The organism is Mycobacterium sp. HUMS_12744610 (assembly GCF_041206865.1).
Classification (GTDB): Bacteria; Actinomycetota; Actinomycetes; order Mycobacteriales; family Mycobacteriaceae; genus Mycobacterium; species Mycobacterium servetii.
This window is the reverse complement of record NZ_JBGEDP010000001.1, coordinates 4,776,079-4,802,466: the sequence shown is the minus strand read 5'-3', so window position 1 is coordinate 4,802,466 and position 26,388 is coordinate 4,776,079. Positions and strand designations below refer to the sequence as shown.

17 protein-coding genes and 2 pseudogenes are annotated in these 26,388 nt (G+C 61.3%); 8 read left to right on the top strand and 11 right to left on the bottom strand.

The features are described from left to right. Nucleotides 1–53 precede the first annotated feature (53 nt). From AB8998_RS23300 to AB8998_RS23275, 7 genes and pseudogenes are all read left to right on the top strand, one after another. A protein-coding gene (locus tag AB8998_RS23300) for an IS3 family transposase (RefSeq protein WP_369737281.1) occupies nucleotides 54–1,489 on the top strand; the annotation gives its coding sequence in 2 pieces (ribosomal slippage) (nucleotides 54–414 and nucleotides 414–1,489; 1,437 coding nt in all). A gap of 53 nt (nucleotides 1,490–1,542) precedes the next feature. Then, the gene (locus AB8998_RS23295; RefSeq protein WP_369740002.1) at nucleotides 1,543–3,834 is read left to right on the top strand and encodes a type I restriction-modification enzyme R subunit C-terminal domain-containing protein; all 2,292 of its coding nucleotides are present in this window, start codon (nucleotides 1,543–1,545) and stop codon (nucleotides 3,832–3,834) included. Further along, entirely contained in the window at nucleotides 3,831–4,079 is a 249-nt protein-coding gene (locus tag AB8998_RS23290) for a hypothetical protein (RefSeq protein WP_369740000.1), read from the top strand. The genes AB8998_RS23295 and AB8998_RS23290 overlap by 4 nt, the downstream gene beginning before the upstream one ends. Nucleotides 4,080–4,092: 13 nt before the next feature. Continuing rightward, nucleotides 4,093–4,296: pseudogene (locus tag AB8998_RS23285) on the top strand (hypothetical protein); the annotation flags it as partial. A 564-nt stretch (nucleotides 4,297–4,860) separates the two neighbouring features. Further along, a pseudogene (locus AB8998_RS31645) lies at nucleotides 4,861–4,950 on the top strand (hypothetical protein); the annotation flags it as partial. Then, a complete protein-coding gene (locus AB8998_RS23280; RefSeq protein ID WP_369739998.1) occupies nucleotides 4,947–5,369 on the top strand; it encodes a PIN domain-containing protein in 423 nt (140 codons plus the stop codon). The pseudogene AB8998_RS31645 and the gene AB8998_RS23280, both read left to right, overlap by 4 nt. 18 nt (nucleotides 5,370–5,387) lie before the next feature. After that, nucleotides 5,388–5,999, top strand: coding sequence for an N-6 DNA methylase (locus tag AB8998_RS23275; RefSeq protein WP_369739996.1), 612 nt, complete (start codon nucleotides 5,388–5,390; stop codon nucleotides 5,997–5,999). A 30-nt stretch (nucleotides 6,000–6,029) separates the two neighbouring features. Here the strand turns inward: AB8998_RS23275 and AB8998_RS23270 are convergent, their stop codons facing one another. The 10 genes from AB8998_RS23270 to AB8998_RS23225 all read right to left on the bottom strand — a co-directional run bounded on the left by AB8998_RS23270 (nucleotide 6,030) and on the right by AB8998_RS23225 (nucleotide 23,528). Next, nucleotides 6,030–8,621, bottom strand: coding sequence for an AAA family ATPase (locus AB8998_RS23270; RefSeq protein WP_369739994.1), 2,592 nt, complete (start codon nucleotides 8,619–8,621; stop codon nucleotides 6,030–6,032). Between the two features lie 15 nt (nucleotides 8,622–8,636). Beyond that, nucleotides 8,637–11,717 carry a type III restriction-modification system endonuclease gene (locus tag AB8998_RS23265; RefSeq protein ID WP_369739993.1) on the bottom strand — a complete coding sequence of 1,027 codons (3,081 nt, stop codon included), beginning with the start codon at nucleotides 11,715–11,717 and terminating at the stop codon, nucleotides 8,637–8,639. 5 nt (nucleotides 11,718–11,722) lie between these two features. Continuing rightward, nucleotides 11,723–13,579, bottom strand: a complete 1,857-nt coding sequence (locus AB8998_RS23260; RefSeq protein WP_369739991.1) for a site-specific DNA-methyltransferase — start codon at nucleotides 13,577–13,579, stop codon at nucleotides 11,723–11,725. An 18-nt stretch (nucleotides 13,580–13,597) separates the two neighbouring features. Next, nucleotides 13,598–14,263: a DUF4391 domain-containing protein gene (locus AB8998_RS23255; RefSeq protein ID WP_369739990.1), complete on the bottom strand. Its 666-nt coding sequence runs from the start codon at nucleotides 14,261–14,263 to the stop codon at nucleotides 13,598–13,600. Continuing rightward, complete coding sequence (locus AB8998_RS23250) at nucleotides 14,260–17,529, bottom strand: helicase-related protein (RefSeq protein ID WP_369739989.1); 3,270 nt, start codon at nucleotides 17,527–17,529, stop codon at nucleotides 14,260–14,262. The genes AB8998_RS23255 and AB8998_RS23250 overlap by 4 nt, the downstream gene beginning before the upstream one ends. 2 nt (nucleotides 17,530–17,531) lie before the next feature. Beyond that, a complete protein-coding gene (locus AB8998_RS23245) occupies nucleotides 17,532–17,717 on the bottom strand; it encodes a helix-turn-helix domain-containing protein (RefSeq protein ID WP_069404361.1) in 186 nt (61 codons plus the stop codon). Nucleotides 17,718–17,840: 123 nt separating this feature from the next. After that, nucleotides 17,841–18,257 (bottom strand): hypothetical protein, encoded by a 417-nt coding sequence (locus tag AB8998_RS23240; protein WP_019345303.1) that lies wholly within the window; start codon nucleotides 18,255–18,257, stop codon nucleotides 17,841–17,843. Continuing rightward, nucleotides 18,254–20,107 (bottom strand): hypothetical protein, encoded by a 1,854-nt coding sequence (locus tag AB8998_RS23235; RefSeq protein WP_369739987.1) that lies wholly within the window; start codon nucleotides 20,105–20,107, stop codon nucleotides 18,254–18,256. The genes AB8998_RS23240 and AB8998_RS23235 overlap by 4 nt, the downstream gene beginning before the upstream one ends. Nucleotides 20,108–20,316: 209 nt before the next feature. After that, a complete protein-coding gene (locus AB8998_RS23230) occupies nucleotides 20,317–22,104 on the bottom strand; it encodes a hypothetical protein (RefSeq protein ID WP_369739986.1) in 1,788 nt (595 codons plus the stop codon). 23 nt (nucleotides 22,105–22,127) lie between these two features. After that, complete coding sequence (locus AB8998_RS23225; RefSeq protein WP_235848076.1) at nucleotides 22,128–23,528, bottom strand: tyrosine-type recombinase/integrase; 1,401 nt, start codon at nucleotides 23,526–23,528, stop codon at nucleotides 22,128–22,130. Nucleotide 23,529: 1 nt separating this feature from the next. Between AB8998_RS23225 and AB8998_RS23220 the strand changes: the two genes are divergently transcribed. After that, entirely contained in the window at nucleotides 23,530–24,573 is a 1,044-nt protein-coding gene (locus tag AB8998_RS23220) for an HsdM family class I SAM-dependent methyltransferase (RefSeq protein ID WP_369739985.1), read from the top strand. A gap of 84 nt (nucleotides 24,574–24,657) precedes the next feature. Here AB8998_RS23220 and AB8998_RS23215 read toward each other — a convergent pair whose 3' ends face one another. Then, nucleotides 24,658–26,343, bottom strand: a complete 1,686-nt coding sequence (locus AB8998_RS23215; protein ID WP_369736745.1) for an IS1634 family transposase — start codon at nucleotides 26,341–26,343, stop codon at nucleotides 24,658–24,660. Between the last annotated feature and the right edge of the window lie 45 nt (nucleotides 26,344–26,388).

Sequence of the window (26,388 nt, the reverse complement as noted above, 5' to 3'; positions counted from 1 at the left end):
GCAGTAGCCAATCATCGCTACAGGGCGAGACAGGATCACCATTTTCCGTGACTATGACGATCGCATCCCTGGACGGGTGCAGTGATAATGACCAAGTGGACAACGTGCCCGATCCAGGTGCTCGGGCGCGGCGGCGCACGTTCACCGCCGAGTACAAGGCCCGCATCCTCGACGAGTACGACGCGCTGTCGGTGGGCTCGTCGGAGCGTGGTGCGTTGCTGCGCCGTGAAGGCCTGTACAGCTCGCATATCGCCGAATGGCGAAAGGCCCGTGATGCCGGCGCTCGGGAGGGTTTGTCGGCGAAGGGCAAGCCGAAGCGCAGCGCTGAGCAGGTCGAGTTGGACAAGCTGCGGCGGCGCACCACGCAACTGCAGGCTGAGCTGGATCGGACCAAGCTAGCGCTGGAGATCACGGGAAAAGCACACGCGCTCTTGGAGATGCTCTCCGAGAGCGCGGATTTCGAGCCGAAGTCCAAGCCGTGATCGGCGAGCACCTGCCCGACCTGGAGGCCGCAACCAGCACCAAACGGGCGTGCGAATTGCTGGGTGCATCGCGGGCCACGCTCCACCGCCACCGCAACCCACCACCACGGCCGGCACGGCGGGTGCGGCCCGAGCCACTGAACAAGCTCACCGAGGCCGAACGCCAGCAGATTCTGACGGTGCTGCGCTCAGAGCAGTACTGCGATCTGGCGCCGGCGCAGGTGTGGGCGCGACTGCTTGATGATGGTGTCTACCTGTGCTCGATTCGCACCATGTACCGGCTACTGGCCATTGCCGGGGAGAACCGCGAGCGGCGTCGCCAGCGCACCCATCCGGCGCGCAAGAAACCCGAGCTGATCGCTAACGCACCAAACCGGGTCTGGTCCTGGGATATAACGAAATTGCAAGGGCCACAACGGGGTATCTTCTATCAACTCTATGTGATTATCGACATCTTCTCGCGCTACGTCGTCGGCTGGATCATCGCAGAAGTTGAGGACGGTGAGTTGGCCAAAGCATTTATCGCCGACACCATGGCCCGTCACGGCATCGCCCGCGGCCAGTTGGCCTTGCACGCTGATCGCGGCACCTCGATGACCTCCAAGCCGGTCGCCCAGTTGCTGATCGACCTGGGGGTGGACCGCAGCCACAGCCGCCCGCACGTGTCCAACGACAATCCCTACTCGGAGGCTAATTTCAAGACCCTCAAGTACTGCCCGGCGTTCCCGGGCCGGTTCGGCTCGATCGAAGATGCCCGCGCCTTCTGCACGACATTCTTCGATTACTACAACCATGAGCATCGCCACAGCGGCGTGGGCCTACACACCGTTGCATCGGTGCACTACGGCACCGCAAACGAGATCCAGGCCCAACGTGCCGCCACGCTGGATGCGGCCTACGCCGCTAACCCCGCTAGATTCCGGCACCGACGGCCCGCTCCACCGAAGCTGCCCACCGTCGCCTGGATCAACCAACCAACCCCGGAAGCACTCATCAAATCCGCGTAAGAAACTGTCTCACCGACCTTGACACGTTCCGCTCCGCCCAGTACTTCGAGCAGATGAAGGGCCGTGGCGCGCGCACGATCACTTCGGCCGACTTCCAGGCGGTGACGCCCGACGCGGAAAACAAGACTCGGTTCGTCATTGTCGATGCGATCGGCGTGACCGAGCACCCCTTCGTAGAGCCACCGCTGAATCGGCAGAAGTCGGTCAGCCTCAAGAAGCTCCTGGACAAGGCTGCCGCCCTCACGCTTACCGAGGACGAAGCGGCAACTCTGGCGTCACGGCTGGCGAAACTCGAACTTGCGCTTACCGATGAGGAACGGCAGGAACTCGACGAGGTCGCCGGCCAACCTGTCCGCGACGTCGTCAGGGCGCTCGTGGACGCTGTTGATCCGTCTACTGGATCGGCCGACGCGATCGAGCGGGCCATCGAGCCGATCGCGGCCAACCCTGAGCTGCGCAACCGCATACTCGAACTCCGCGCCGCCCACGATCGGGTCATCGACGAGGTCAGCAGCGACGAACTCGTCGAAGCCGGGGGAGTGGTCAACACGGATCGCGCCCGGTCGATCGTGGAGTCGTGGCGGGCCTACCTTGATGAGCATCGCGACGAAATCACTGCGATTCAGGTTGCGTATGAGGCGGGTGAGCATCGAATCGACTTCGCCTACATCCAGGGACTTGCTGCCCGCATCGCTCGGCCACCGCACAACTGGACGCCCGACATCATCTGGAACGCCTACGCCGCGATCGACGCGCCCAAGGTGCGAAATTGTGCCACGCACACCCTCACCGATCTGGTCTCGCTGATCCGGTACGCCACCGGCGTCGACGACGAACTCGTTCCCTACGGTGAGCGGGTGCATGAGAAATACGCGGCGTGGTTGGCGCAACAGGAACAGGCTGGTGTGGTGTTCAACGACACCGAGCGCTGGTGGCTGGACCGCATGGTGTCGGTGATCGCCAACTCCGCCGGTATCCGCGTGGAAGACCTTGACGACGCGCCCTTCATTGAACGGGGGGGAACCGATGGGGCGCTGCGGGATTTGGGGGATAGGGCCGGCGATCTCGTCGAGCAGCTCAACGCGGAGCTGACCGCCGTGAGCGTCCCCGAATTTGTGACCGTAGAGGACGTAGCAACAGTCGATTCGGGGCCAGCATTCAAGAGTGCACACTTTGGTGAACAGGGCGCTGGCATCCGGCTCTTGCGTGGCGACAACATCGAACCCGGATCACTCCGTTGGACGCGAACCAAGACCTGGCCTCTCGACCTACTCGAAGGCTATGAGCATCTGGCTGTTCACGAAGGCGACCTGATCCTAGGCATGGACCGCCCTGTCATTTCGACTGGACTCAAACTTGCACGAGTAACGAAAGCTGATCTGCCTGCCTTGCTGGTCCAGCGGGTCGCACGTATCCGGCCGAAAAACATCGACGATCGATACCTCTACTACTGGCTGACGTCCCAGGAATTCATGCGGCACCTGCAAGGCTCAGCAACGGGCACACAACTTCCGCACGTGACCTTGACGAGCATTAAAGCGTTCCGCGTGCCGCGGTTCGGGGCCGAAAGTGAGGGCCGCATCGTCGACATTCTCGAAGATCACCTCTCTCGTCTCGATGCAGCGGAGTCCTACCTGCGTAATGCGTTGAAGAAGTTGAAAGCTTTGAAAGCCAGCGCTCTTGCTTCACTTCACGCGGGTGAACCGCTCCCGTTAGGGGCTTTGGCGGTCGACTCCGGCTACGGAACGTCGGAAAAATGCGTTCCAAATGGCCTGGGTGCTGCAGTGGTTCGTATTCCAAATCTTGTCGATGGGCAGATTGATCTGTCGGATGAGAAGCGCATGCTTAACGCGGAAGCGGACATCTCGGCGTACATGCTTGCTCCAGGCGATGTGCTCATCGTACGTACCAATGGATCTGTTGATCTGATCGGGCGCTCCGCCGTCGTCCAGCCGGGGATCGACGCCGCTTTCGCTTCGTATCTGATTCGATACCGCGTGCGGGATGAGGTGGTCCGGCCGCGCTGGGTTCAAATTATGCTCAGCACTCCACAAGTTCGCGCCCGGATCGAATCATTGGCGGCGTCAAGTGCAGGCCAACACAACCTAAGTCTCAGTAAGCTCGACCGGTTGGAATTGCCCGTGCCATCCACCACGGCTCAAGACGCTGGCATTCAACGTGTTGTCGGGATCGAGCTCGATGCATCTCGTTTAGCGGCGTCGATCGCTGCTACCCGCTCGCGTGCCGCAAGGCTTCGATCGTCGATCCTCACCGCTGCTTTTTCCGGACGTTTGACTGCGCCGAAATCCCACTTGTCGCTCAACGAAGAGCTGATCGGCGCATGAGCTGCAAGCAGATAAAGCTGTTTCTCATCGGTGGCACGCTCGGCGGGTTGACGACGGCGGAGATCACCAACTGGACTGTTATCTTCTGTCGGCAGCCGCTCGGACGTGGCCGCGCTGGTCAAGCAGGACGAGACGTGTCGGGGACCACTGCGATCATCGGTGAGAGCGTCCTCGCTGGTGAGGGCAGAATTGTTTTGGACGTCGCGCGCTATACCGTGGTGACGACTCGCTGGAGCATGGACTAAGGAGGTAGCTGCGATGATCAAGGAGATCGAGCTTCGTCTCGTTGACGCTCCCGCCCCCAGCGGCGAGATTGCGGTCAAGGACCTAGCCGCCCTCGCGCTTGCTCTGCAGGAATTGACGACTCGAATCAGCCGCGACGTGATCAATACGCCCGGGCCTGGCCGTACGCGGCAGTTCATGGAGGAACTCTCGCAACTGCGGCTTCATGCGGTCGGACCTGGAAGCACTCTCCTCCGATTCAGCAAGGGGCCGACCGACAAACTCGACGTCGACTTGCCCGAACAAGCCACGGCGGATGACCGCTTTTGGGAGATTGTGCAGGCTATGGGCGAGGACCGTCGCCCGGAGTGGGCAACCGACCTGATCGCGGAGAGTGCCGGCAAGTTGGTCAACGCCATTCAAACCGCAGCGCCCACCGTAGTCCTGTGTTCGCCTTCGCGGCCTGACGTGCGGATTGTCTCGTCGGCGGTGCACGTCGAAACGTGGACGCCCATACGCGTTCAGCCGGGAGGCATCATGACTGCCACCGGGCGACTGGAGAAAGTTGATCTACGGTCACACGAGTTTCGTGTCCGCGATGACGTCGATCAAACGGTGGACCTCAAGCATGTCCAAAGCGATACCACCGCAGCGCAACTGGTGGGTCAGTGGGTGGTTGCTCGGGGCGATGCGGTGTTGCATGAATCGGGTCGGCTTGTCGTGCTGGACAATGCCAGCATCTCGCGTGTCGACGATCCGGCAGCCGAGCACATGGACCGCAGCGTCACGGCCCTCGACGAGATCCTGGCCGGCGCCCCCGGACCAGACGTCGACGGCGGACTCGACCTTACTGACGACGAATTCCAGGCGTTTCTTGAGGCGGCGCGTTCGTGAATCAGGTAGCGGCGACGGTGGTCGATACCGACGTCTTCAGCCTGATGTATCTACGCCGCGCTAACAGTGATTCGCGGGTCGCTGGTTGGCGCGAATACCTGACCGGTCGGCGTGTGCTCATTTCCTTTCAGACCCGGGCTGAGGTGCTTGCGGGCGCGCGAAGCGCCCAGTGGGGTGGTCGGCGGATGGCCGAAGCGATCGAGATTCTTGACCGTACGCCCACGATCCGTCCTGATAACGAAGTGGTGGACGCGTATGCAGAGCTAGCTGCCGAGTGCCGCAGGCTCGGCCACGGCTTACAGGCCAGGGAGCACACCGGTGATCGATGGGTAGCTGCCTGCGCCATCGCCAAGGGGCTTGATCTGTTGGCCGGAGACGCGATTTATCAGGGCGCGCCAAGCCTCGTCGTGCATAGCTGACCAGAAGGGCAAACCACCGTGTCTGAGTCCCGGCGCCTCGTCGACAAACTCTGGGCGTACTGCAATGTGCTGCGCGACGACGGCGTTGGCGTCATCGAGTACACCGAGCAACTCACGTACTTGCTGTTCCTGAAGATGGCACACGAGCGGGCGACTAGAAAGCTCAACCCGCAGCAGATCGTTCCCAACGAATACTCCTGGCAGAAGCTCCTGGACGCCGAGGGAACGGACCTTGAGGTCGAATACACGAAGATCCTTGTCGGGCTGGCGCAGCAACCGGGCACGCTTGGCACGATTTTCCGTAAGGCGCAGAACAGAATTCAGGACCCCGCGAAGCTCAAACGCCTCATCGTGGATCTGATCGACAAAGAGAACTGGTCGGCTTCGGGCACAGATCTCAAGGGCGACGCTTACGAGGCGCTGCTTTCCAAAGGCGCCTCCGACAAGGGGTCGGGTGCAGGCCAGTACTTCACCCCACGTGACCTCATCCGGGCGATCGTCGACGTCATCGATCCCACGCCCGCTGACATGGTCGTCGACCCAGCCGTTATGCGAAATTTCTATGTCTCACGAGACACTGTGCACCGTGAACGGTTGAGCTCCCGGCAAGCTGCATCTACGTTCGCTTGACGCACGCAGCGTTTCACGGTAACCACAGTGTTACTCGGTCGCCTCTAGGTACTGCTTGCGCGCATCCTGCAGTTCCTTCCAATGAGTTTCAAGACTGGACAGGCTCGGACCGACTCCAAGGGTCGGTAGTGGTTGGGAATGCGCCTCGGTGTATCGGCAGGCGTCCTCGAATATGCGGGTCACAACCTCGGAGGCGGCCGGCAGTGCGCCTACCTTGATCTCGCGGAGCGTCGTCATTCGGATGTTGGGCTGTAGCCGCTGCGATACGCCCTTCAGCAGCTCCGTTTCCGTGAACACTTCACACCACGACCTGATCCAGCTATAACCCTCGCGGACCAACGCTGCGCGTGCTTCGCCATCCACAGCGCGGGCGGCCTCGATCGTTTTGTTGATGTGAGATCTAAGGTTTCCGAGTGAATCCCAGCGCGGGCCAGACGCTCTCGTGACCTTGCCCTTCCCGTCCTCATCAGTCACGTGAAAGTAGGCACATCGCTTCGACGTTTCGAAGAGAGACAACAACGTGGCCGCAAAGAAGACATCGTGCGTAAAGACGATCACCTGATTGTGTTCGGCAAGGCTCGCCATCCGGCGGGCAACCTCGTTAATGCGCCTATGGTCCAGGCTGGAGACAGGATCATCGAAGATGACCGGTGCTGTGATCCCCGCCAGGCGAGCCTCAGCAAGGAAATCGGCAAGCGCCAGTACCTTTTGTTCTCCCTCAGACAGAACCTTGGAAGGCTTGTGCTGACCCGCCAGGGTCTTGCGACGTTGCGCTCGCCCTTGCCGGCCGACGAACTCAACCTGGAGCCCAGGTGCCCGCAGTGCGTCGCATTCCTCAGCGAAGAGCTTGTCGAAGCTCTGGTTGATGAGCTGGTCGCTCGCAGCCTTTGCGAGCTCCGTCACCGACCGACCCAAAGAGGAGAACTTGCCGGCCAAGACACGCAGTTTGTCCGACTCCTTTGCCCGTTCTACCTGGGCCTGAATCGTTGTCCAGGACTTCGTCAGCTCCGCGGCCGCCGTCAGCTCCGCTAACTCAAGTGTCTTCTCGCGAAGAGCATCGGCGCGGTTCTCCGCCTGTGTCTTCAGATCCGCGATCTCTGCCTCAACGGATGCGTGTGCCGCCGACACGTCAGAGCTGAGGGCCGACAGACCCTCCATGCTGGAGGTGTCTATGGGGCCTAACGCTCGAATCGCTTCCGCCGCAGCAATAGCGGCGTCTCTGATGCCGGATAGTGCCGTGTCGTATGACGGCTGGCCGGCTCCAGTCCCGTGATCATCTATGAACGCGTTGATCTCGTTGAGTTGGATCGCCAGGATCGGTGCCGTCGCACTTTTGATGCTCTGTTCCACAGAGGCGATGTCGGAGCTGATCTTGTCGGTGAGGTACTCACCGTACTTTGAGACAAGGGCCTTGGCTGGATCCGCCAACGGCTGGCGGCAGTAGAGGCAGCGCTCCGCATCGTGCACGCCAAGCGATTCCAGGTGCATCCTGTACCGTTCGCCGCTTGAAACGAACGCATCCCAGGTGTCTTCGGGGGCTGCCGGGAGATCGGCAGCTGCGAAGAGGTCGGTGCGGAAGCTGCGATAATCGGCTCGGAGCTCGCCGAGTTGCTGGATCTGCGCATTGAGCTCTTCAACGTTTAGTGAGCCGAGCGTGGTGATAGCAAGCACTGCTTGCCGCAACACTCGCTCGTCTCTCTGTCGCTCTGTGATCTGAGCGGTGATGGTGTCGGCTTCAAGCGCGGCGACTGCTCGGCGCAGGACATCGATCCGCTGGTCCACGTCAGCGCCTCTGTCGGCCAGCGCGTTGAGTTCGGCGAGGTCCGTAGACGCGCCGAGTGTTTCCACGAGCGGATAGATTGCCGAATCTCGCGGAAAACGATTCAGCAGTGTGGTTGAGCCAGACGACAGGTTCACGACGGCCTGGTTTATGCGCTCCTGCACGCCTTTGATGGCTGTGTTCACATGATTGAACAGGGCAAGGACAGTCGGGACATACACGTATTCCAGATCGTCGTCCACGTGGAAGTGCACCGCGGGACTGTCGAAGATCGACATCCGTGTGAAGGGCGCTTGTCCGTGCTCACCAGTCCACGCAAACTCCTTGACTTCAGGTCCGACCGTGTACTCAACTTTCGCCGAAGTCGGTGCAACTTCGGTCACGGTGATATCGCTGAGGATTGCATCCGCAGTGCGACTTCCTGCGAGCGCCTTGAAGATTCGTGCGTAACCAGTCTTCCCAGTGCCGTTCTCGCCAAACAAGATGGTCATTCCGGCATGCGGCTCGATCACAGAACCCGTCACGATCGCGTTGACGCCGGTTACCTCAGAAAGTCTGGTGATGGCAAGCGGGAGTTCAGCGTCCTCTTCCGACACCTCCGCTGTAAGGCCAGGCTCCGTTGGAAGGGTTCGTTCATCAAGTCCTTTCTCTTGTCGAAAGAGCGAGTACACATCGTCGATGTCGTCGCTTGACAGGGCTCGACCAGTGCCCAGTACACGTCGGACGATTGAGCGGACCCATTCATCCTGCTCATTCGCCCACGTCGCGAGAGTCTCACGCGGGTCGGGAGGGCGCGGCCCCTCGACGTCGACAGCCTGTGATTCCAGCCCCTCGTCCTTCACGTGACTCCCCCCGGCTCACACCGTTACGAGCTGCATCAGCTCGGTGTAGTCGGTGACAACCTCGTACTTGACGTTCTCGCCATTCTTCTCGTTCAGCGACGCGAAGAACTTCCGGGCGCATTCGATTTTCGCGTCCTCGACTCCTTTGAGCTGAAGCGACGAGAGTGAGCCTTTGGTTTCGGCGACGAAGTAGATGTGTTTGACGGTTCCCTCGGTGAACGCGATGGCCCAGTCTGGGTTGTAGTCACCGACGGGGGTCGGGATGAAGAATCCGCGTGGCAGCTTCGCGTAGACGGCAACCTCCTGACTGGTATCGAGTTCGGTGACGAATTTCCGTTCCACTTTGGAATCGGTTACGACGTAGTCGTAGATGTGCTTCGTCAGCTTGTTGCCGGCGTGCGTGAGGTCCTGCTTGGTCTGGTTCTCGGTGAAAATCGCTGTGTCAAAACGGTCATCGAGCGCATCGTAGGTCAGGTGCTCGATGATCGCGGTTGCTTTCTGCTCGTTGATGAGTCGGGCAGCTTCGGTGATGAACTGCTCCGGATTGAGCCGGAACTTGGCGAACGTCTCCGGTGTGACTCCACTGAGGATAGCTGCCGCGCTACGACGGGTCAGCTGCGTTTTCTCGGTGATTTCACCGAGTAGGTCGTATTTGACCTGGGATGCGGCCGACACTGTCGCTGTGTGGGTGGCGGTGCTGGATACGTCGAATCCGGCACCGCTGGTGAGGTCGTCAGCTTCGAGCGAGTCGCGTTGCGTGCCCGCCTGGACGACGTACTGCATCGCGGCGACCTTGAGATGCTTGTCGAGTGCGTGAATGCATTTGGCGATGAGCTCGGATGAGTCGAACTCGACCTGATAGACAGCCTTGTGGTTGATCCGGCGCCACAGGGCCTGGAACTCCTTCTTGGCGAAGTTGGCCTCGTTGAGCGGGATCTTCTTCGGCTTGCGGTCGTCGGTCGGGATCGGCACGTCGATGTTCAGCGAGTCGACCAAGGGCAAGAGGAACTTGAGCACCGGTTTCAGGGCCTCTGATGTCGGCTCTGCCAGGGTGCCAGCCTCTCTCGCTGCCTTGTACTCGTCAGAAAGGGTGTCATCGTCGTTCAGGTAGTCGTTCTTGATCAGGTACCTATAGAGGGCCTGCGCAAGGGCTTCCTCGACCACCGACTCACCGTCTTCGGTCTGAATTGTCTTGCCGGCAAAGAACTTCACGCTTGCCTTGCGCGGCCGCGCGGCCAGCGAGTCGGAGATTTCCTTTTGCAACCCGGCGACGAAGTCGGTGTAGGACTCATCGGTAACGACCGTCAGCTCGTTGATGTCGTGCACCGTGACGGGGTTGTCCATACGTTCGCCGTGTTGGTCGACGGCCAAGCGCAGGCCGCGGCCGATCTCTTGCCGCCGAGATACGGTGTTATCGCTTTTCTTGAGCATGCCCATCACGAAGACGTTGGGGTTGTCCCAGCCTTCCCGAAGGGCGGAGTGGGAAAAGATGAAGCGAACAGGCTCGGCCAGCGATAGCAGCCGCTCCTTGTCCTTGAGGATCAGATCGTAGGCGTCGACGTCCTTGGATTGACCCTTCTCGTCACCTGTCGCGTGCACCGGCCCGTCAACCGCATGCCTGGTCTTCTTGTCGATCGAGAAGTAGCCCTCGTGCACTGCTCGGACGGCATCGCGTCGCAAGTAAGCCTGGTAAGCCACTGTTGCGGGATCCAGTTCCAGCTCCCCAAGAACCTCATCGACGATCGCGGTGTACTCATCCTCGAAGACCCGGGCATAGTCACCGAGCGTGTCCTCGCGGTCGTAATCGCGGTACTTCGCCACCTCATCAATGAAGAACAGCGATAGAACCTTAATGCCTCGGGTGAACAGTTCGCGTTCCTTGTCAAGGTGCGCCCGAATCACCTCCCGGATCTGAATGCGGCGCTTGGCTTCCTCAGTGACGTCACGGTCGGAGAGCTGTCCAGCGATGACGACATCACCGTTGCTGAGTTCGATGATGTCGCGGTTGGCGTCGATGTCGGTGATGAAGAGACCCTTGTACGCCTCGATGCCATTGGAGATGTCATGGAGGTTGGCGCCCACGTCGAGGCGCTTGACCTGTCGCGCGATCGACCCACCTTTGGTCTGTACCTCGATCTCCACGCGGGCCCGCGGTTTTGCGCCCTTGGCGATCTCGATGGCATCGAGATACAGGTAGGCCGTCGTGCCGGCCAGCCCCTTCACGGTGATGCCTCGCACCGCGATCTTCTTGACCAACTTCTGGTTGTACGCATCGAGGGCGTCGAGGCGGTGAACTTTGGTGTGCTCGACCTTGTGAGTTGCCGAGTAGCGCAGCACCATGAGTGCATTGAACCGCGACAGCGCTTCTAATGACTTTGGTGCACTGATCTTTTGCGGTTCGTCGATGATCACGATGGGACGGTTTGCGCTGATGACATCGATGGGACGTCGCGACTGGAAGTCGTCGAGTTCGTCGTAGATGCGGCGATTATCCTTGCTCGTCGAATTGAACGCCTGAATGTTGATGATCATCACCTGCACCCCGGCGTCCGAGCTGAATCGCTCCAACTCATGCAGCTGAGATGAGTTGTAGATGAAGGACCGAGGCTTGCTGCCGTACGTCTGCTGGAAGTGCTCGGCCGTCAAATCAATTGACTTCTTCACGCCCTCGCGAATCGCGACCGACGGGACTACGATGATGAATTTTGACCAGCCGTACCGCTTGTGCAGTTCCATGATCGTCTTGATGTAGACGTAGGTCTTTCCGGTACCGGTTTCCATCTCGACGTCGAGATTGGGAGCACCCGGAGCGGCTTTGCTGTCCACCAGCTTGTCCGACAGCGGCAGGTTTCGCAGCCGTTGAACGCGCTGAACGTTCTCTAGCAACTGCTCTGGTGTCAACGCGATCTCGGCATTTCGTAGACCCGAGTCGGAGGTCGAGCTCGCGTCAAACAGCGTCGGTGCCGTAGCCGGCTTCGCCCTGCCCGGGTCGATCCGATAAGAGACGCCATCATATTTCGGCTGTCCGGCGAAGGCGTCGACAACCGCGTCCACGGCATCGGTCTGATACTGCTGAATCTTGAACTGAAGCTTCATCAGTGTCAGATGGCCTTCACATCCGTCGCCGGCGAGATCTCACGGAAGATCTGCTCCGCATTGATCCGAGCGTCGTCGGATGCAAAGCCGGCATCGCGGAACACCGCCCGCAGTGGCTCGCGCTTGGCGATGGTTCGCACCAACTCCGGGCTCACTGCTGAATCGAAACAGGCGATAAGTGCGCCGTCTTCAACAACAAAGACGTCGTAGCATTCGTGCTTCTCGACCACGATCGGCATGGTCAGTTCGAGACCCCAGTCCAGCAGCACCTGGAAAAGCAGATCCTCCGCGGATCGACCTGGCTTCACGCTGCTCTCAAGTTCAGTGAGTGCTTGCTGGCCAGTCTCGTCTGGGGCCCGCAACACGTCAGCCATACTTGTTGTATCGACCTTGAATGTTCGGAATCCACAGTCGATGTCAGGTGCGGTTAAGCCTGCACGGTCTTTTACTTCGGTGCCAGCTTTCCGAATCCGCTGGCGAGCGATCTCGCTAATAGAACCAAAACCCGCCTTGCCTGCAGCCGACTCCGGCGCAACCTTCTCGGGGAACTGAACGACTGCGAATCGCCTAGAACCACCATCGTCAGCGTTGAGCCGCATGACAGCTTCGGCCGTCGTACCGCTGCCGGCAAAGAAATCAAGTACTAGGCAATCACGCGCTCCGGTCGATCCGTACCGGATAAGGCGTTTCAGCAACGCGACGGGCTTTGGATAGTCGAATATCCTCTTCGATCCCAGCATCTTTGCGACTTCCTCGCTACCATCTTTCGTGGTCCCAGCGTCGAGGAGAATCGAGCTGGGTGTCCGCGTGTCGCCGCGCTCGACCCGCTCGTTTAGAAACAGCTTCCGTTTTGGCGCTGAGTCGCCCCTCAACCCGAACTTGACTCGGCCGTCCTCCATGAGCTGCTGCATAGATACACGGTTGATAGCCCAGGATCGGCCAGCCGGTGGCCAAAAACCCTGTCCGGTGGCCGGATTAACTACTTCGTAATGTGTATCACCGCCTGGCTTATTGGCATCAAGTGGGACCAGCTTCCACGGACCTCGCGGATCGGAGTCTGTGTTCGAATACTCGTCTGCCCGCAGGGGCTCACCCCAGAAAGTTAAGAGTTCGCGGTTTCGCGCATACACGAGAATGTAATTGTGGTTCGCGGAGATTTCCTGGTCGTCAGATATTGAAGTGCGGGACTGCCAGATGATTGTCGCAACAAAATTTTTCGCGCCGAATACTTCATCCATGACGATTCTAAGGTTGGCGCCCTCCTGATCTCCGATCGTCAAGAACATCACGCCGTCATCGGTCAGCAGGTTTCGTGCCAATCGAATCCTCGGGTAAATCATCGATAACCAGTCAGAATGGAAGCGCCCATTAGTCGACAGATTCGCGACCAACCTGGCGCCGGAGGTGTCAACGAATCCTGATTGAGCTAGGTAGGTGGGCGGCGAGACCGCGAACGAATCGTGGTAAACGAGGTCGGTACCCGTGTTGTATGGAGGGTCTGCAAACAGCACCTTTACTTTGCCCAGGTACGACTCTTGAAGAAGCTTCAATGCGTCGAGGTTATCGCCCTCGATGAACAGGTTCTTGGTAGTGTCGAAGTCAACCGACTCTTCGCGAACCGGCCTGAGAGTCTTTGCAATCGGCGCGTTGGCGGCGAATGCCGCTTCGCGCTTACCGGGCCAGTCGAGCCGGTAGCGCTCCTGCGGGCCTTCGACAACATGATCCGACAGTTCCTGGCGCAGCAGGTCGAAGTCGATGGCCTTCTTGGGATTGCCGTCGGCGTCGAGCGTCTCGGTGATGACGTTGGGGAACAGCTCGGCGAGCTTCTCGATATTGGCCTCGGTCAAGTCGGGCGATGTCATGCGAAGTTTCTCCACCTGCTACCTCTGCTGTTCCAGTTCTGCTTGCTTCGTTTTCAGGGCGCGCCGAAGCTCTACCTTGCGGTTGAGTTGCGGCTCGGCGCGGAGTTTGCGCTCCAGGGAGGCGACCTCGCGTTCGAGCTTGCGCACGGCCTGGAGTCTGGCAGCGACGTCTGACAATTCCTCTCCTGGCCGTGCTGATACCGGGGTCAGCGGCGCGAGGAGTGCGGTGTACAGGGATGGCAGGCTGATCGCTGTTGGTAGTGGCTGCCGCTCGGCATCCGGGGTTTGCCAGTCGGTCGTGTAGTAGGCGCTGAGCTTGGGCGTAGCGGGGCCGACCTGCTTGTGCGATGCAGCCATCCGGACTCGCTGCTCGTCTCCTTCGCCGGTGACTATCTCGAAGATGATGGGGGTCTTCACCGCTTTGTCGATGGCGGCGAGCACGGACTCGCTGACATCGTCGCCCTTTGTGTCGATCTGGAAAACTTGGATCTCGGGGACGTCTGTGTTGCCGGGCAGGTTGATGGTGGCTTGGGCGAGTTTGTAGGCCCAGGTGATGCGCTGGACTTCGGAAACGAATTTGTCACGTACTGCACCGGAGACAGTGCCGTGTTCGTAGAACTTGGTTTTCGGGACGGTACGACCGAATTTGGCGGCGGCGGGCCAGCGGTAGAGCAGGGCCGTCATGTGGTTCCTTCGGAGGCGTCGACGATCGCGATGAATGCGGTGAGTTCGAAGTCGTCGAGGCCGGCGATTGCCTGGGTGAGGGCGGTCGTGTGTCCATCGCTGAAGAGGCTGTCGATGTCGCGTTCTTCGGTGACGTCGATCATGGATCGGATTGCTGCGGTGAGCAATTCGGAGTACTTGCCCATCTCTGCGCCTTCGCGGGTGGCAGCGTTGAAGACGCGGGTGACCTCGGTGACGGGTTCCTCGTGGGGCCGGCATCCTGCGCGAATCAGGTCGAGAAGGTGTTTGACCTCTGTGTGGTCGGCGATGACGTTGCCGTTGTCGTCGAGGTAGACCAGGTAGTGCGGGTGCAGCCGGTTGCCCCGATTGATGTTCTCGTTGGCGTCGACGTTGCGCAGCGCGAACAGCACACCGGGGTGGAGGCCTCTGGAGGGGTCTGCGGGGATTACTGCGTGAAGTCCCTTCGGCGCGGTGGCCAGGTCGCCGGCCTTCTTGAGGTATCCCAGCAGGTCCATTCGGAAGTCGTTGAGGCCGAGATCGGTGATGGATACACCGGTGCGGACGTCTTCGAGTTCGATGACTTCGTCTTGGAGCTTGCGGAGCTGCTCCTTGCGGAACGCGGCGTCGCTGCCTTCGAGGGTGAGGACGTTGTCGTCGGCGGTGCCGGCGAGGTCGGCGATGACCATGCGGTTCTCGACGCGTTCCTTGAGGTTGATGTATTCGTCGAGGGAGATGTCGGGCCAGAAGTTCACGAGCTGGATCTGGGCGTTGGTCGAGCCGATGCGGTCGATGCGGCCGAATCGTTGGATGATCCGTACTGGGTTCCAGTGAATGTCGTAGTTGACGAGATAGTCACAGTCCTGGAGGTTTTGGCCTTCACTGATGACATCGGTGCCGATCAGCACATCGAGTTCGCCGGTGTCTTTGGGCATGGTGAGGTGGCGTTGCTTGGACCTTGGCGAGAACAGCGTCAGGACCTGCTGGAAGTCGTAGCCGGTCCCCAGCGTTGTTTTCGCGGCGTGGGCACCGCCGGTGACGAGGGCGGTGTGTAGCCCGGAGTTGCTCAATGTGGGCGCGAGCTGTTTGTAGAGGTACTCGGCAGTGTCGGCGAACGCCGAGAAGATCAGTGCCTTGCGATTTAGCGGGTTGAGGGGGTTGGCGGCCTTGTCCTCGATGAGTCGTTTGAGCGCCTGCAGCTTGAGGTCGTGATCTGGTGTGACCCTGCGCATCTCGTCGAGTAGCTCGCGGAGGGTCTCACGGTCGTTCCACAGATCACGCTGCCAGGATTCTACGTCGATGTCATCGAGGTCGATCTTGATCTTCTCGCCAAACGAGAGCGCTTCGACGTTGGCGTCATCCTCGTCGTCGACATCGAGGTCCAGGCCGGAGAAATCGACGCTCAGATCGTTCAAGGATCCTGTTCGTGACTTGATTCGGATAAGAGTGTTGTCGACCGCGCCTTCAATTTTGGCGAGGGTGAGCCGGAACGCCTCGACCGAACTCTCCAAACGTTTGAGCAGGTTGACCGTCATGAGCTTTTTCAAGCCCTGCTCACGGCCGAGTTGCCCGATGTTGGAGCGCGCCGTGCCGCCCTTGACGTTGTAGAGGTCTTCGTACTTGCCGATTCGGCTTGGGAATACGTAGGACAGCGGCGTGTAGACGGCCAGGGTGAGCGCTTGAAGTTGTCCGAAGATTTCGTTGAATGCGGGCACATCGGGGAGGTCGGAGAGCGGCTCACGAATGGACCGCGGCGGGAGCCGTTGTGGGAAGGTACCGATTTCGGTGGTGTCGTAGAACGCCTGAATGTGTTTGCGGGACCGTGCGATGGTGACCGAGTCGAGCAGTTCGAAGAAGTCGAAGTCGAGCATCTGCAGGATACGGTCGGTGGTGCGCGCCTCGGGGTCGAGCTTGGACCACTCGTTGAAGACGCGCTGCGCGTCGCTGAACACTTTCTCGACCGTGGTCGAGATGTTCAAGTGTTGGCTGAGGTTCTCCGACTCTCCTTCGTAGGCAAGTTGGAGTTGGTTCTTCAGGTCGTTGAAGCGGTTGTTGACCGGTGTGGCCGACAGCATGAGCACCTTGGTCTTCACACCCTCGCGGATGACTTGACGCATCAGCCGTTGGTAGCGCGACTCTTTCTCTTCTGCGTAGTCCGCGTTCCGGAAGTTGTGGGACTCGTCGATAACGACGAGGTCGTAGTTGCCCCAATTGATTCGGTCGAGCCGCAGCCCCAACGATTCACCCTTGGTGCGGGAAAGATCGGTGTGGGCGAGGACGTCGTAGTTGAACCGGTCTTGAGCGAAGATGTTCGTCGTCAGGTTGGCGTTGTAGTTGGTCCAGTTCTCCGCAAGCTTCTTCGGTGCAAGCACCAGGACGGACTTGTTGCGCAGCTCGTAGTACTTGATCACTGCCAACGCGGTGAAGGTCTTCCCGAGCCCCACGCTGTCAGCGAGGATGCAGCCGTTGTAGGTCTCCAGCTTATTGATGATTCCCGTCGCCGCGTCCCGCTGGAAGTTGTACAGGCTCTGCCAGACCTGCGTTTCCTGGTAGCCGGTGCGATCATTCGGCAGGACGTCCTCGCTGATGTCGTCGAGGAACTCCGAGAACAGGTTGTACAGGATCAGGAAGTAGATTCGCGCCGGTGAGTTTTCGGCGTACACGCTCGCGATGTGGTCGTACACCGCTTGGGTAACATCTTCGAGCTGCGTGGGGTTGTTCCAGATCTGATCGAACAGGGCGGCGTACTGCCGTGCCATGGGAGCATCGTCGAGCTTGGTCACGACGTTCGACACGGCGTTCCCACGCTCATAGCCAAGGTCGGCGGAGGTGAAGCCTTGGATCGGCTGGTAGGCGACCTTGTCATCCACAACGACGAACTGCTGCATCGGGGCACCGGTCCGGTTCGACCGGAAGCGAACCTTTCGGCGCACCCATTCCGCGCATTCACGCGCGATGGCCCGCTGCGTCAGCTTGTTGCGCAGACGGATCTCGAACTGCGAACCGTAAAGCGACGACTCCCCGTTGGACCCCGGCGGAATGAAAAACTGTCGGCGTTCCTTGGGCAGCTGATCAGTAGCCGCCGCGGCGACAAACGACGGCGAGGTGAAGACGAACTCGAGCTCTTCGACGCGCTCCAACTCCTTGCGCAGCGCCTCAAACGCGAAGATGGAAAACGTCGATGCAGCGATACGCAGCTTCGACCCAGCCTGCACCTCAGCCTTGAGATCATCGCCGAGGAGGTCGTTGACGTTGTCGATGATGTGCATGTTCAGTCCTCCGCGGCCGTCGCCCCGTTACGACGAACCCAATCGTCGACCTCAGCCGCCTGGAACTTCCACAGGCGCCCCACCTTGTGAGCGGGCATGGCCTTCTCGGCGATCCAGCTGTAGATCGTGTCCTTGGTGACGCCGAGGTGGGTGGCGATGTCGTCGGCTGACAGCCACGGCTCAGCCACAGGCAACCTCCTGACTATCGACCCCCTGCGTGCCGACTGGTCGATCTTAGCGGGATGAACCGATTTAGACCGTGTATTTGCGGGTTCAACCGACTCTGTCGAGGTCGGAAAGTCAGCCTGTGATCACCACCGCCGTCGCGCATGACGGCCCTGCAGCGGAGTGACGGTTCCGCGCGGCACGGCACCGCGACTCGCTTGTAGCTGTGAGTGGAGCTCGGCGATCACGGTTACCGCGGCTTGGTTCTTTCGTTCGAGGTCGGTGTTGCTTTGCCGCAACGTCGCGATGGTCTGCTTGAGCTTGGTGACTATTCCCTGCAACTCGATGATCTGGGAGTCGCGCGGTGCGACCCGGGCGCCGACAGCGGTATTCCAGTCGGCGAGGACGGCGTCGGCCCGGTTCATGGTGGCGCGGCTGACACCGGCTTCGACGTGCAGGTTGGCTTTGGTGAGCCGCCCGTCGGTCCGTCTGGATTGGCCTGTGAGGAGTCGCTGCATGGCGTCGCGCAGCTTCTTCTCGGACGCAGGGCTGACGGCGGTCACTTGGGGTCCTGCTGGGTGATTCGTCGGACATCGGCGAGTTGGGCTTCGAGGCGCTGGCGGTGGACGGTGGCCATCTTCTTGTCCTTGAGTTTCTCGACGAGGTCGGCCTCCTCGTGGCGCCAGACCGGGAAGTGTTTGTCGGTGATCACTGAGTTTCGGCAGGTGGCGGGTTGGCACATGCTCGGGATGGGTCCGCCAGCTTTAACTGCGGCGGACGCGCCTTCCAGGCAGAGTGCCTTGTTCGGGTCGCCGAGGCAGTGGTTGAGGGTGCCCAGGCGGATCGTGGCAAACTCGTCGCGCAGCAGGTTTCGGAGCATGCGTTCGTCGCCTACCGCGGCGGTGCTGCTCGCACGGTCGGTGACGCTGTCGAGGCTGTTGACGAATGTGGCGGCGCCAGGGCCGCGCACTTCTCGGTCACCGTTGGCGTGCCGTGCCCAGTCGGCGACGAGCTCTCCGGCAGCGGCCTCCTTGGCGTGGTGTTCGAACTCTTTGGCCCACTCTGGTGTCGGTGCCCCATAACCGCTGGTGGTCGCGTTGGCCAGTGCCCGCGTGGCGTTGTGCTTGAGGGTGATTCCGAGGGCGATCTCTCCGTCGGGTTCGTTGGCGGTGAGGACGGCCATGGTTCGGCGAAACATATGCGGCGCCAACGCTGTTGCGAGGATCGGCTCCAGCCCGTTACGGGGTGAGTGGTCATTGACCCAGTTGATGAACGACCGAATCTGTTCGTGCTGGTCGAACCCGGCGAGGTCACGGTTGACGCCGGTGCGGACACTGCCGAACAGCCTGCCTGGGTCACGGGTAATGCGTTCTGCGACTTCGAGGGCGCGAACGACCGGCGGGCTTACCCACCAGCGCTGTGGTGTACCCGCACCCGTCTGGCCTTTATGGAGGTTGCTGGTGATCGCGGGGGCGCCATAGTGCGTGCCGATCGCTCCGGCGGCGAGTCCTTGGACTTCGCTGTCCCGCATCATCGTCATGATTGCGACGAAAATATAAGCAGCGTTGCGCATTTGGGTGAGTTCTTTGCTTACGATGACGCGGTCGAATCCGCTGATCCATGGTCCGCGTGTCCCGTCGGGTCGGTCGACGACCGTGGGTGGAACGGCGGAGTAGCCGAACTTGGTGGGCAAGCCGGCGGCGATCGCGTCGCGGACTCGTTGCCGTCGGGCTGCTCCGCTGCCGTTGTAGAAGTTGACTGCCCGGATCCGCGGCGTGGTGCATAGCGCCAGGCCGTCCCAGTTGATCTCGCCGGCTTTTCCGCGTCCAAGCGTGTAGATGTGCAGCGGAATGAAACCGTCGGGTGATGTGAGCCAGGAGTCGATTGCGCGGTCGATGGTTTGTGCCGCCGGCCATTTTGCGGGAGGTGGGCTGGCATCCAGTGTGTCGATCTCGTCGCGGGCGGCAAGAACGTCAGGGGCGAATACGTCGATATAGGTCCAGCAGGCGCGAATCAGTGGCCAGAATGTGTCTGGAGGGATGACCGGTGTCTTGATCTCGCCCGAGCTGCCAGTTTTGGAACGCCCCACCGGTACCCGCAGGCCGCCGTTGTGCATCAGCGGCCCGAACGCCACCAGGTGGCGCAGGAGATCGTTCGCTGACTTCTCGGCGGTGGCTGCGCGGGTGGCGCGAACCGATGCGAGATACGCCTCGCTGTCGTCATCGGTCCATAGCGACAGGTCGGCCGTGTAACCACGGTCCTCAGCCCATTTCGCGAGATACCGCAGCTCGGCGAGGGCGTGCTGGATCGACTTGATCTTGTAGGGCCGGTTGGACCGGTAGACGTGCGCTTCACGAAGGACGGTATGGGTTGGTTGCAGCATCGCCATTGCCAACGTCTTGGCGATGGACACCCAGGCCTCGGGGAGGTCATCGAAACGCAGATGCGCACGAGACGCGCTCAGGTTAGGGGCGATTCCGCCGGCGGTCAGATCCCAGCGGGGCATATCGTCGAATCGCAGCTCGGGACCGGGTGCGATCCGGCGAGCCGCCGGTAGCACGGGTTCGTCGGGAGCGAAGGGCGGATCCCACGCCGCCGCTATCGGTGATGTGAGTTGGCGGGTCACTGTTCAGCCCTTTGTCCGAACGGTCGATGAAGGTGAGCGGTTTGTTGGCGCGCTGCTTCGATGTGGTCACTGGTGAATTCGGTGAGGATGGCGTCGACGTTGATGCGTTGCTGGCCGTAGACTTCGCTGAACTGGATTGGGGGCATGGTCTTTTCGATGCCGTCCAGCACGTTGCGGTATATGAGGAGGCGTGGCAGGTGGTCGCGGAAGACGACCGCGTTTCGGCACTGCAAGCACAGCGACGGCGAGGCGTGGCACAACGATCCTGTCTGCCCGACCGGCGGATCGTAGGGGTCTCGGCATGCTGCAAGTGTCAGCTGCTGCTCTGTGGGTGATTCTTCGGCCACCGACATGGCGAGGGCGGCCACATCGGAGTCATTTGGGCCAGCGGCGACGTCGGCGGCCGTCGCGTCGATAAACATCGGTCCGTTTGATGCGCGTTCGAGGACTTTGCGCTGGGCGCGCAGGACTGTCTGTGCCGCGATGGTGTGAACCGTGGTGGTTTGGGCGTAGTGGCCCCGGAAGACTTCGACGGAGTGGTCGTCACCGGCGGCGCCGTTGAGGGTGCCGAGCAATGCGGCCCGCGCGCTTTTCACCGTCTTGCGGATCCTACGCATATCGTGCGGTTCGCTGATCGTCAGTCCGTGGCGCTCGATGAGCTTGTTGAGCGAGTTGGGGCATCCGAAATGTCTTGCACGGATCACATATTGGGGATACTCGTCGTCGCGCCGGTCCCGTGCAGAGCGGACCCCTGTCACCCAGAAGAGTGGCTCGTCGGGAGTGAGCGCGTGCGCGTGCTGCATCGCGTGTGCGGCGCGTCGAAGCAGGTCGCCGGCCTTCCATCCCCAGGATGGCTGTGGCGTTGAGGACAGGGTGTGCCAGCGGATTCGTTGGGCCCGTAGCTTGGTCGCTCGGACACGGACGGAGGAGTCGCCGATCTCGATGTCACTGCGCAGAAGTCGGCGGCTCTCCTCAGGTGCCCACCCCGTTTGTAGGTGGAGCAGCACTCTGATGGCGAGAAGGTACTCGTCCTCTGGGGTGAGGTATGCGCCTATGGCCGTCACCAGCGGGCGTGCCTTCAATCGGGCATCGCGGTTGACTCCGGACTCTTGGTCGACGTCGCATCCGTTCAGTGCTCGACGCGGCCCGGCCAGATGAACGTGGAACGATTCGTCGTAGGGCAGGTTCCGCAGGGCCCACAGGACGTTCTCCACTTGGTTCCAGCCGTGGCTGCGGGGATCCCTTCCGGCGTTCAGCAAGGTGTTGCCGCGGGCGAGGCGTGTTTCGGTGTCGCGCACGATCGTTCGGCATGTCTGCTCAAGGTGGAGTCGTTCGTCGTTGCTGAATTCGTCGAGCGGTAAGCCCTCCCATGCGCTGCCGTCCAAGACCCATCCGCTGGTCCAGTCCGCGAGCACACCGTCGTGCACCCCGTGTGATTGGAGATATCGGGCGACGTGATTGCGCAACTCCATGCCGAGGTCTTTCGCGTGCACGCTGGGAGGCGGGAAACGCAGGACCATTGCCGATTCCCAGTCGTGCAGTCGTCGCGCAACCTCCCCGCCGTCGCCAGACAAGGTGAGAAATCGGTCGGCGCGGTCGGTCAAGAATTCGCCAACTCGTCTGATGACCCCGCCTTGACGAGTGATTGTTCCGGGGGTCAGGTCGAGATGTTCGGCGGCCTCTTTCCAGGCGTCGGCCAGCTCGGCGACCAGCCGTGTGGCGACATACTTACTTGGGTCGATGCGCGCCGACTTCATCGGTCCGCCGGGCGGGAAGAGCACCATGCGCGGTTCACGGTCAGCGGGCGTCACGACGACTGCGCCTCCAGCTCCAGCTCGTCCAGAACGTAGGTGGCGTAGTCGCGGGTATCGTCGCTCCAGGATTCAAACGCCCGCTGGATCAGCTCATCTGACTCATCGACAAACCGGAGGTAGACCATAGTCGTAGACGGGCTCGCGTGGCCGAGTAGACGCTGTAGAGTTAAGAGCGGGTTGTGGACGATGTGTTCGCTGATCGTACCGAATCCTGTTCTCGTCCTGGACTGTTCGAGTAGCATCGCGCGTCGCTGCAGGCTGCGCAGCATGACCACAGCGAATGTATGTCTCAGGTCATGCGGTGTGACCGCGGGAGGCATGGTGGGTGGGGAACTCCCGAACGCGGCAAGGCGGTCGTTGGCGTCCTCAAAGTATTGATGCCAGCGCCGCTGCGACGGCGGGCGCCCGCCCTTACCCACAAATAGCGACAACGGCTCGATATACCCAGCCGCGTCGACTCTGACCAGGAGCCGTCGCACTTCGGGAGGGATCGCAGCGAAGTCCTCCCGCGTGTCGATCCCTTTTTGACGGTATGTGAGCTTGCCCGCGGTCGGGTCGATGTGGGTGGCGACTGCCAGCGTCGGCAGCCTGCGCCGCAGAGCGGTCTGAGCTTTGCGGACAAGGGATTTACGTTCTGTGGCGCGGTAGAGTTCGACTGCCTTGACGGTCGAGGCTGGGATATAGACCCGCCGGCGGCGCGCATTCTTCGCACACGCTTCCAGCACCAGCGAAGCGCCGCCGTCGGAAGACGGGATCTCGGCATCCAGCAGCGTGGACCACTCGGTGAGGCGCATGCCGGTGGTCAGGGCCAGGTCGACCGCGCACACGTTGCGGACGGTCGATTGACCACGATAGGAGCGGTCGACCTCTCCTGAGGGCAGCTCTCCACCAAATCCGATATTGCGCAGGGCCAGCCATTGCGAATGTGACAGCGCTCTGACGTCCATCTCCGTGCGTGGCGTCCTGGGCGTCACGACTGACCTGCTCCCGACCTGGATCCAGGGCAGGCTGTCGCGTTGGCCAGTCTCGTACAGGTAGGTGAATAGCGCCCGAATGACGACAAGATGTCGAGACCAAGAACTGGGTGACACGCCGTTGGCGAGTCGGTGCTTGCGGAATGCAACGAGATCGGGCTCTGAGACATCAAGCACCCCGATGCCTCTCGTGTCCAAGAACCGTCCGAACTCCAACGCATCACGGGCGTACGCGTAAATCGAGTTCGTCCGCAGGTTCTGGCAGTACAGCCGCAAGAAGGTGCACCACGGCTCCATTGGCCGCATCGCGTCATCGACGAGTATGGGAGTGCCGCAGGCCAGCCGACGGTCGGCCGGGCCAACATCGATCTGATACTCGCTTTGCTCGACCGCTGCCCAATCCGCGAAGTACAGCTGCAACGTGTCACCTCCCGCTGATCAATCCGCCCCACCGTATTCGCCGGGGGCTACTTGGTCCGTGAGACACGCCCAGAGAGAGCACATAACGGCCTGTGGCACGGGTGGGTTCCTCCTCGTCGCTCATGAACACGCCGTGCAAGGGGCCGAGAACCTTACCCCGACAAAGCGCAAGCACTTGCGTGACGATTTCGTCACCGGATACGAACTCGTCGACGGAACGGCGCGCCTGGCTGCGATGAACCTGCTGCTGCACGGCATCGGAACCGCCGACGGCGATTCACTGATCGAGGTTCGTGACGTGCTCATCTCTGACCCTGGCCGGCGGTGGTCGGTGGTGCTGACCAACCCGCCGTTCGGCCGCAAGTCGTCGTTGACGATGGTCGGTGCCGATGGTCGGGAGGTGCGCGAGGACGTCGAGATCGAACGGCAGGACTTCGTCGTGACGACCAGTAACAAGCAGCTCAATTTCCTGCAGCACATCATGACCATTCTCGACATCAACGGCCGCGCCGCCGTCGTCCTTCCAGACAACGTCCTCTTCGAGGGCGGCGCCGGCGAAACGTTGCGACGAAAGCTGTTGAACGACTTCGACCTACATACGATACTTCGCTTGCCCACCGGCATTTTCTACGCTCAAGGTGTAAAGGCCAACGTGCTCTTCTTCGACAAGAAGCCGGCCTCCGAGCAGCCATGGAGCACCAAGCTCTGGGTCTACGACCTGCGTACCAACCGGCACTTCACTCTCAAGCAGAACCCTTTGCGCCGCCATCATCTCGACGAGTTCGTCGATTGCTATCTGAGCGGAAAGCCTCGTGACGAACGTGTCGAGTCGGAAAGATGGAAATCGTTCACCTACTCCGAACTCGTTGCGCGCGACAAGGTCAACCTCGACATCACCTGGCTGCGTGATGAGTCGCTCGACGACGCCGATCACCTCCCAGCGCCCGAGATCATCGCCAGAGAGATCGTCGAAGACCTCACCGCCGCACTCGCGGAGTTCGAGGCGGTCGCGGCAGCCCTAGCGGGAGTTTCCGGCCTTCGTTGATCGACGGCCTGATTTGCCCTGGTGGGGTTGGGTTTTTGGGCAGGGTTGGTGTATTACCCAAGTCGTTGTGTTGGGCGTTGTTGGTCAGCGGGTGGGTGCGTATTGGTGGATTGCGAACAGGTCGGCGAGTCGCTGTTGGGTGGGGCTGGTGTCGGTGAGCATGCGCTGCACGCGGGGCCGTCCCTTGCTGCCGTCGTGGTAAATCAACACGGTCTCTTGGATGCCGGAGAGTTCGTCGAGTAGTTCGCGTACCGACAGGTGCAGCCCGGCGTGCTCGGTCTGGCGGCGCATCAGGTGGGCGACGGCCAGGGCGAGCACGCAGTAGAACACGTGCACCCGGATCTTGGAGTCGGTCCAGTGGTGCATCGGGCTGAACGAGACTACGTGGGGGTCTTTGAGTTGGCGGAACCCGAATTCGGCGTCGGATTGCGATCGGTAGGCGGCCACCACGTCGGGTACCGGCCAGTCGCGGTTGGTGAATAGGATGCGCTTGCCGAACAGCCGTTCTTGCAGGCGCTTTCGGGCCTTGGTGTCGGTGCGCCAGGACAGCCTCAATTGGGCGGGCGTGTCGCCGGTGAGGGTGGTGGTGATGATGTCGGCGACCCAGCGGGGTTTGAGGATCGCGGTGATCTCGGCCTGGACCTGGTCGCGGTCGCGGCGGGTGCGGCCGCGCGCGAGGCGGGCGGCCAGCTCGGCCAGGCGGCGCCGGGCCTTGGCCAGGGTCTGGTCCAGGCCGCGGGATTGTTTGGCCGCCAGGTTCGCCGAGTGGGTGAGTACCGCTCGGCGGGTGACGCCGAGCGCGGTGACGGTGGTGTCGACATAGCTCAGCTCGGGGTAGCGGTCGTCGTCCACGGGCCGGTAGTCCCGGGTCGGGATCTGCAGCAGTTCGGGGTGATCGCTGGGCGGCAGCGAACCGACGAACCCGATCCGGTGCGCCTCCACTACCGCATGGTTGTCGCTGCTGTTTTGCCCGGCGTCATAGACCACGGTCAGCGACTCCACGTGCTCGACCAGGTCCCGGTAGCGGGTGAGCAGTTCGTCGACGACGGTGCTGAACTGGGTGACATCGGGCCGGTCCCCGGGATAGGGGTGGCTGATCACGGGCACCCCGCCGTCGCGGGTGACGACCAGGGCCAGCCCGACCAACCGCAGATCGGTGCGTTTCTGCTTGGCCTTGCCCCGCTGCGCGATCGGCGCGCGGTCGTTGCCGGTGTCGATGAAGGTGGCGAAGTTGGTCATGTCCAACGCCAGCCCGGTCAAATCCAGCCCGAACTCGGTCACCATCCGCCGTCCCAGCCGGGTCTCGATCTCACGCAGTTCGGTCTGGCCGAGGCGGTCCATCGCGTCCCAGAACCGGCGATGATCCAGCGCGGCCCGGTCCAGCTTCACCCACCGTGACCCGGCCGTGGTGGCCCACCAGTCGGCGAAGCCACGCTTGGAACATGGGTCGACAATCCGGTTCGCGCACGCCAGGGCCACATAGGTGCCCACCGGTGCGGCCGCGTTCGCGTACCGGGGCGCCACGTCGTTGACGATGCCGGCCACATCCAGCCGGGCCAGCATCGACCACACCGCAGCCAGATCCCCGAACTGCTTGTGCTGGCTACGGATCGGCTGCCCGGCCGGCGTCGCCGACAGCTTCGCCATCACCTCCTCCGCGCTGCCCAAATACTGCTGCGAAACGATGCGCGGCTTACCTTGCACGCGGGCCGATTCCACCAGGTAGTAATAGGTCTGCTTGCCGCGCCGCTTACCCACGATCGACGCCATATATGGGTAATACACTCCAGCCCCACAAACATCAAGCACCACAAC

What these genes read in the sequence shown, in the direction of transcription:
- AB8998_RS23295 (WP_369740002.1), top strand. Translation starts at nt 1,543, where the DNA reads ATGAAGGGCCGTGGCGCGCGCACGATCACTTCGGCCGACTTCCAGGCG.
- AB8998_RS23290 (WP_369740000.1), top strand. Translation starts at nt 3,831, where the DNA reads ATGAGCTGCAAGCAGATAAAGCTGTTTCTCATCGGTGGCACGCTCGGC.
- AB8998_RS23265 (WP_369739993.1), bottom strand. Translation starts at nt 11,717, where the DNA reads ATGAAGCTTCAGTTCAAGATTCAGCAGTATCAGACCGATGCCGTGGAC.
- AB8998_RS23260 (WP_369739991.1), bottom strand. Translation starts at nt 13,579, where the DNA reads ATGACATCGCCCGACTTGACCGAGGCCAATATCGAGAAGCTCGCCGAG.
- AB8998_RS23255 (WP_369739990.1), bottom strand. Translation starts at nt 14,263, where the DNA reads ATGACGGCCCTGCTCTACCGCTGGCCCGCCGCCGCCAAATTCGGTCGT.
- AB8998_RS23250 (WP_369739989.1), bottom strand. Translation starts at nt 17,529, where the DNA reads ATGCACATCATCGACAACGTCAACGACCTCCTCGGCGATGATCTCAAG.
- AB8998_RS23230 (WP_369739986.1), bottom strand. Translation starts at nt 22,104, where the DNA reads ATGGTGCTCTTCCCGCCCGGCGGACCGATGAAGTCGGCGCGCATCGAC.
- AB8998_RS23215 (WP_369736745.1), bottom strand. Translation starts at nt 26,343, where the DNA reads ATGGCGTCGATCGTGGGTAAGCGGCGCGGCAAGCAGACCTATTACTAC.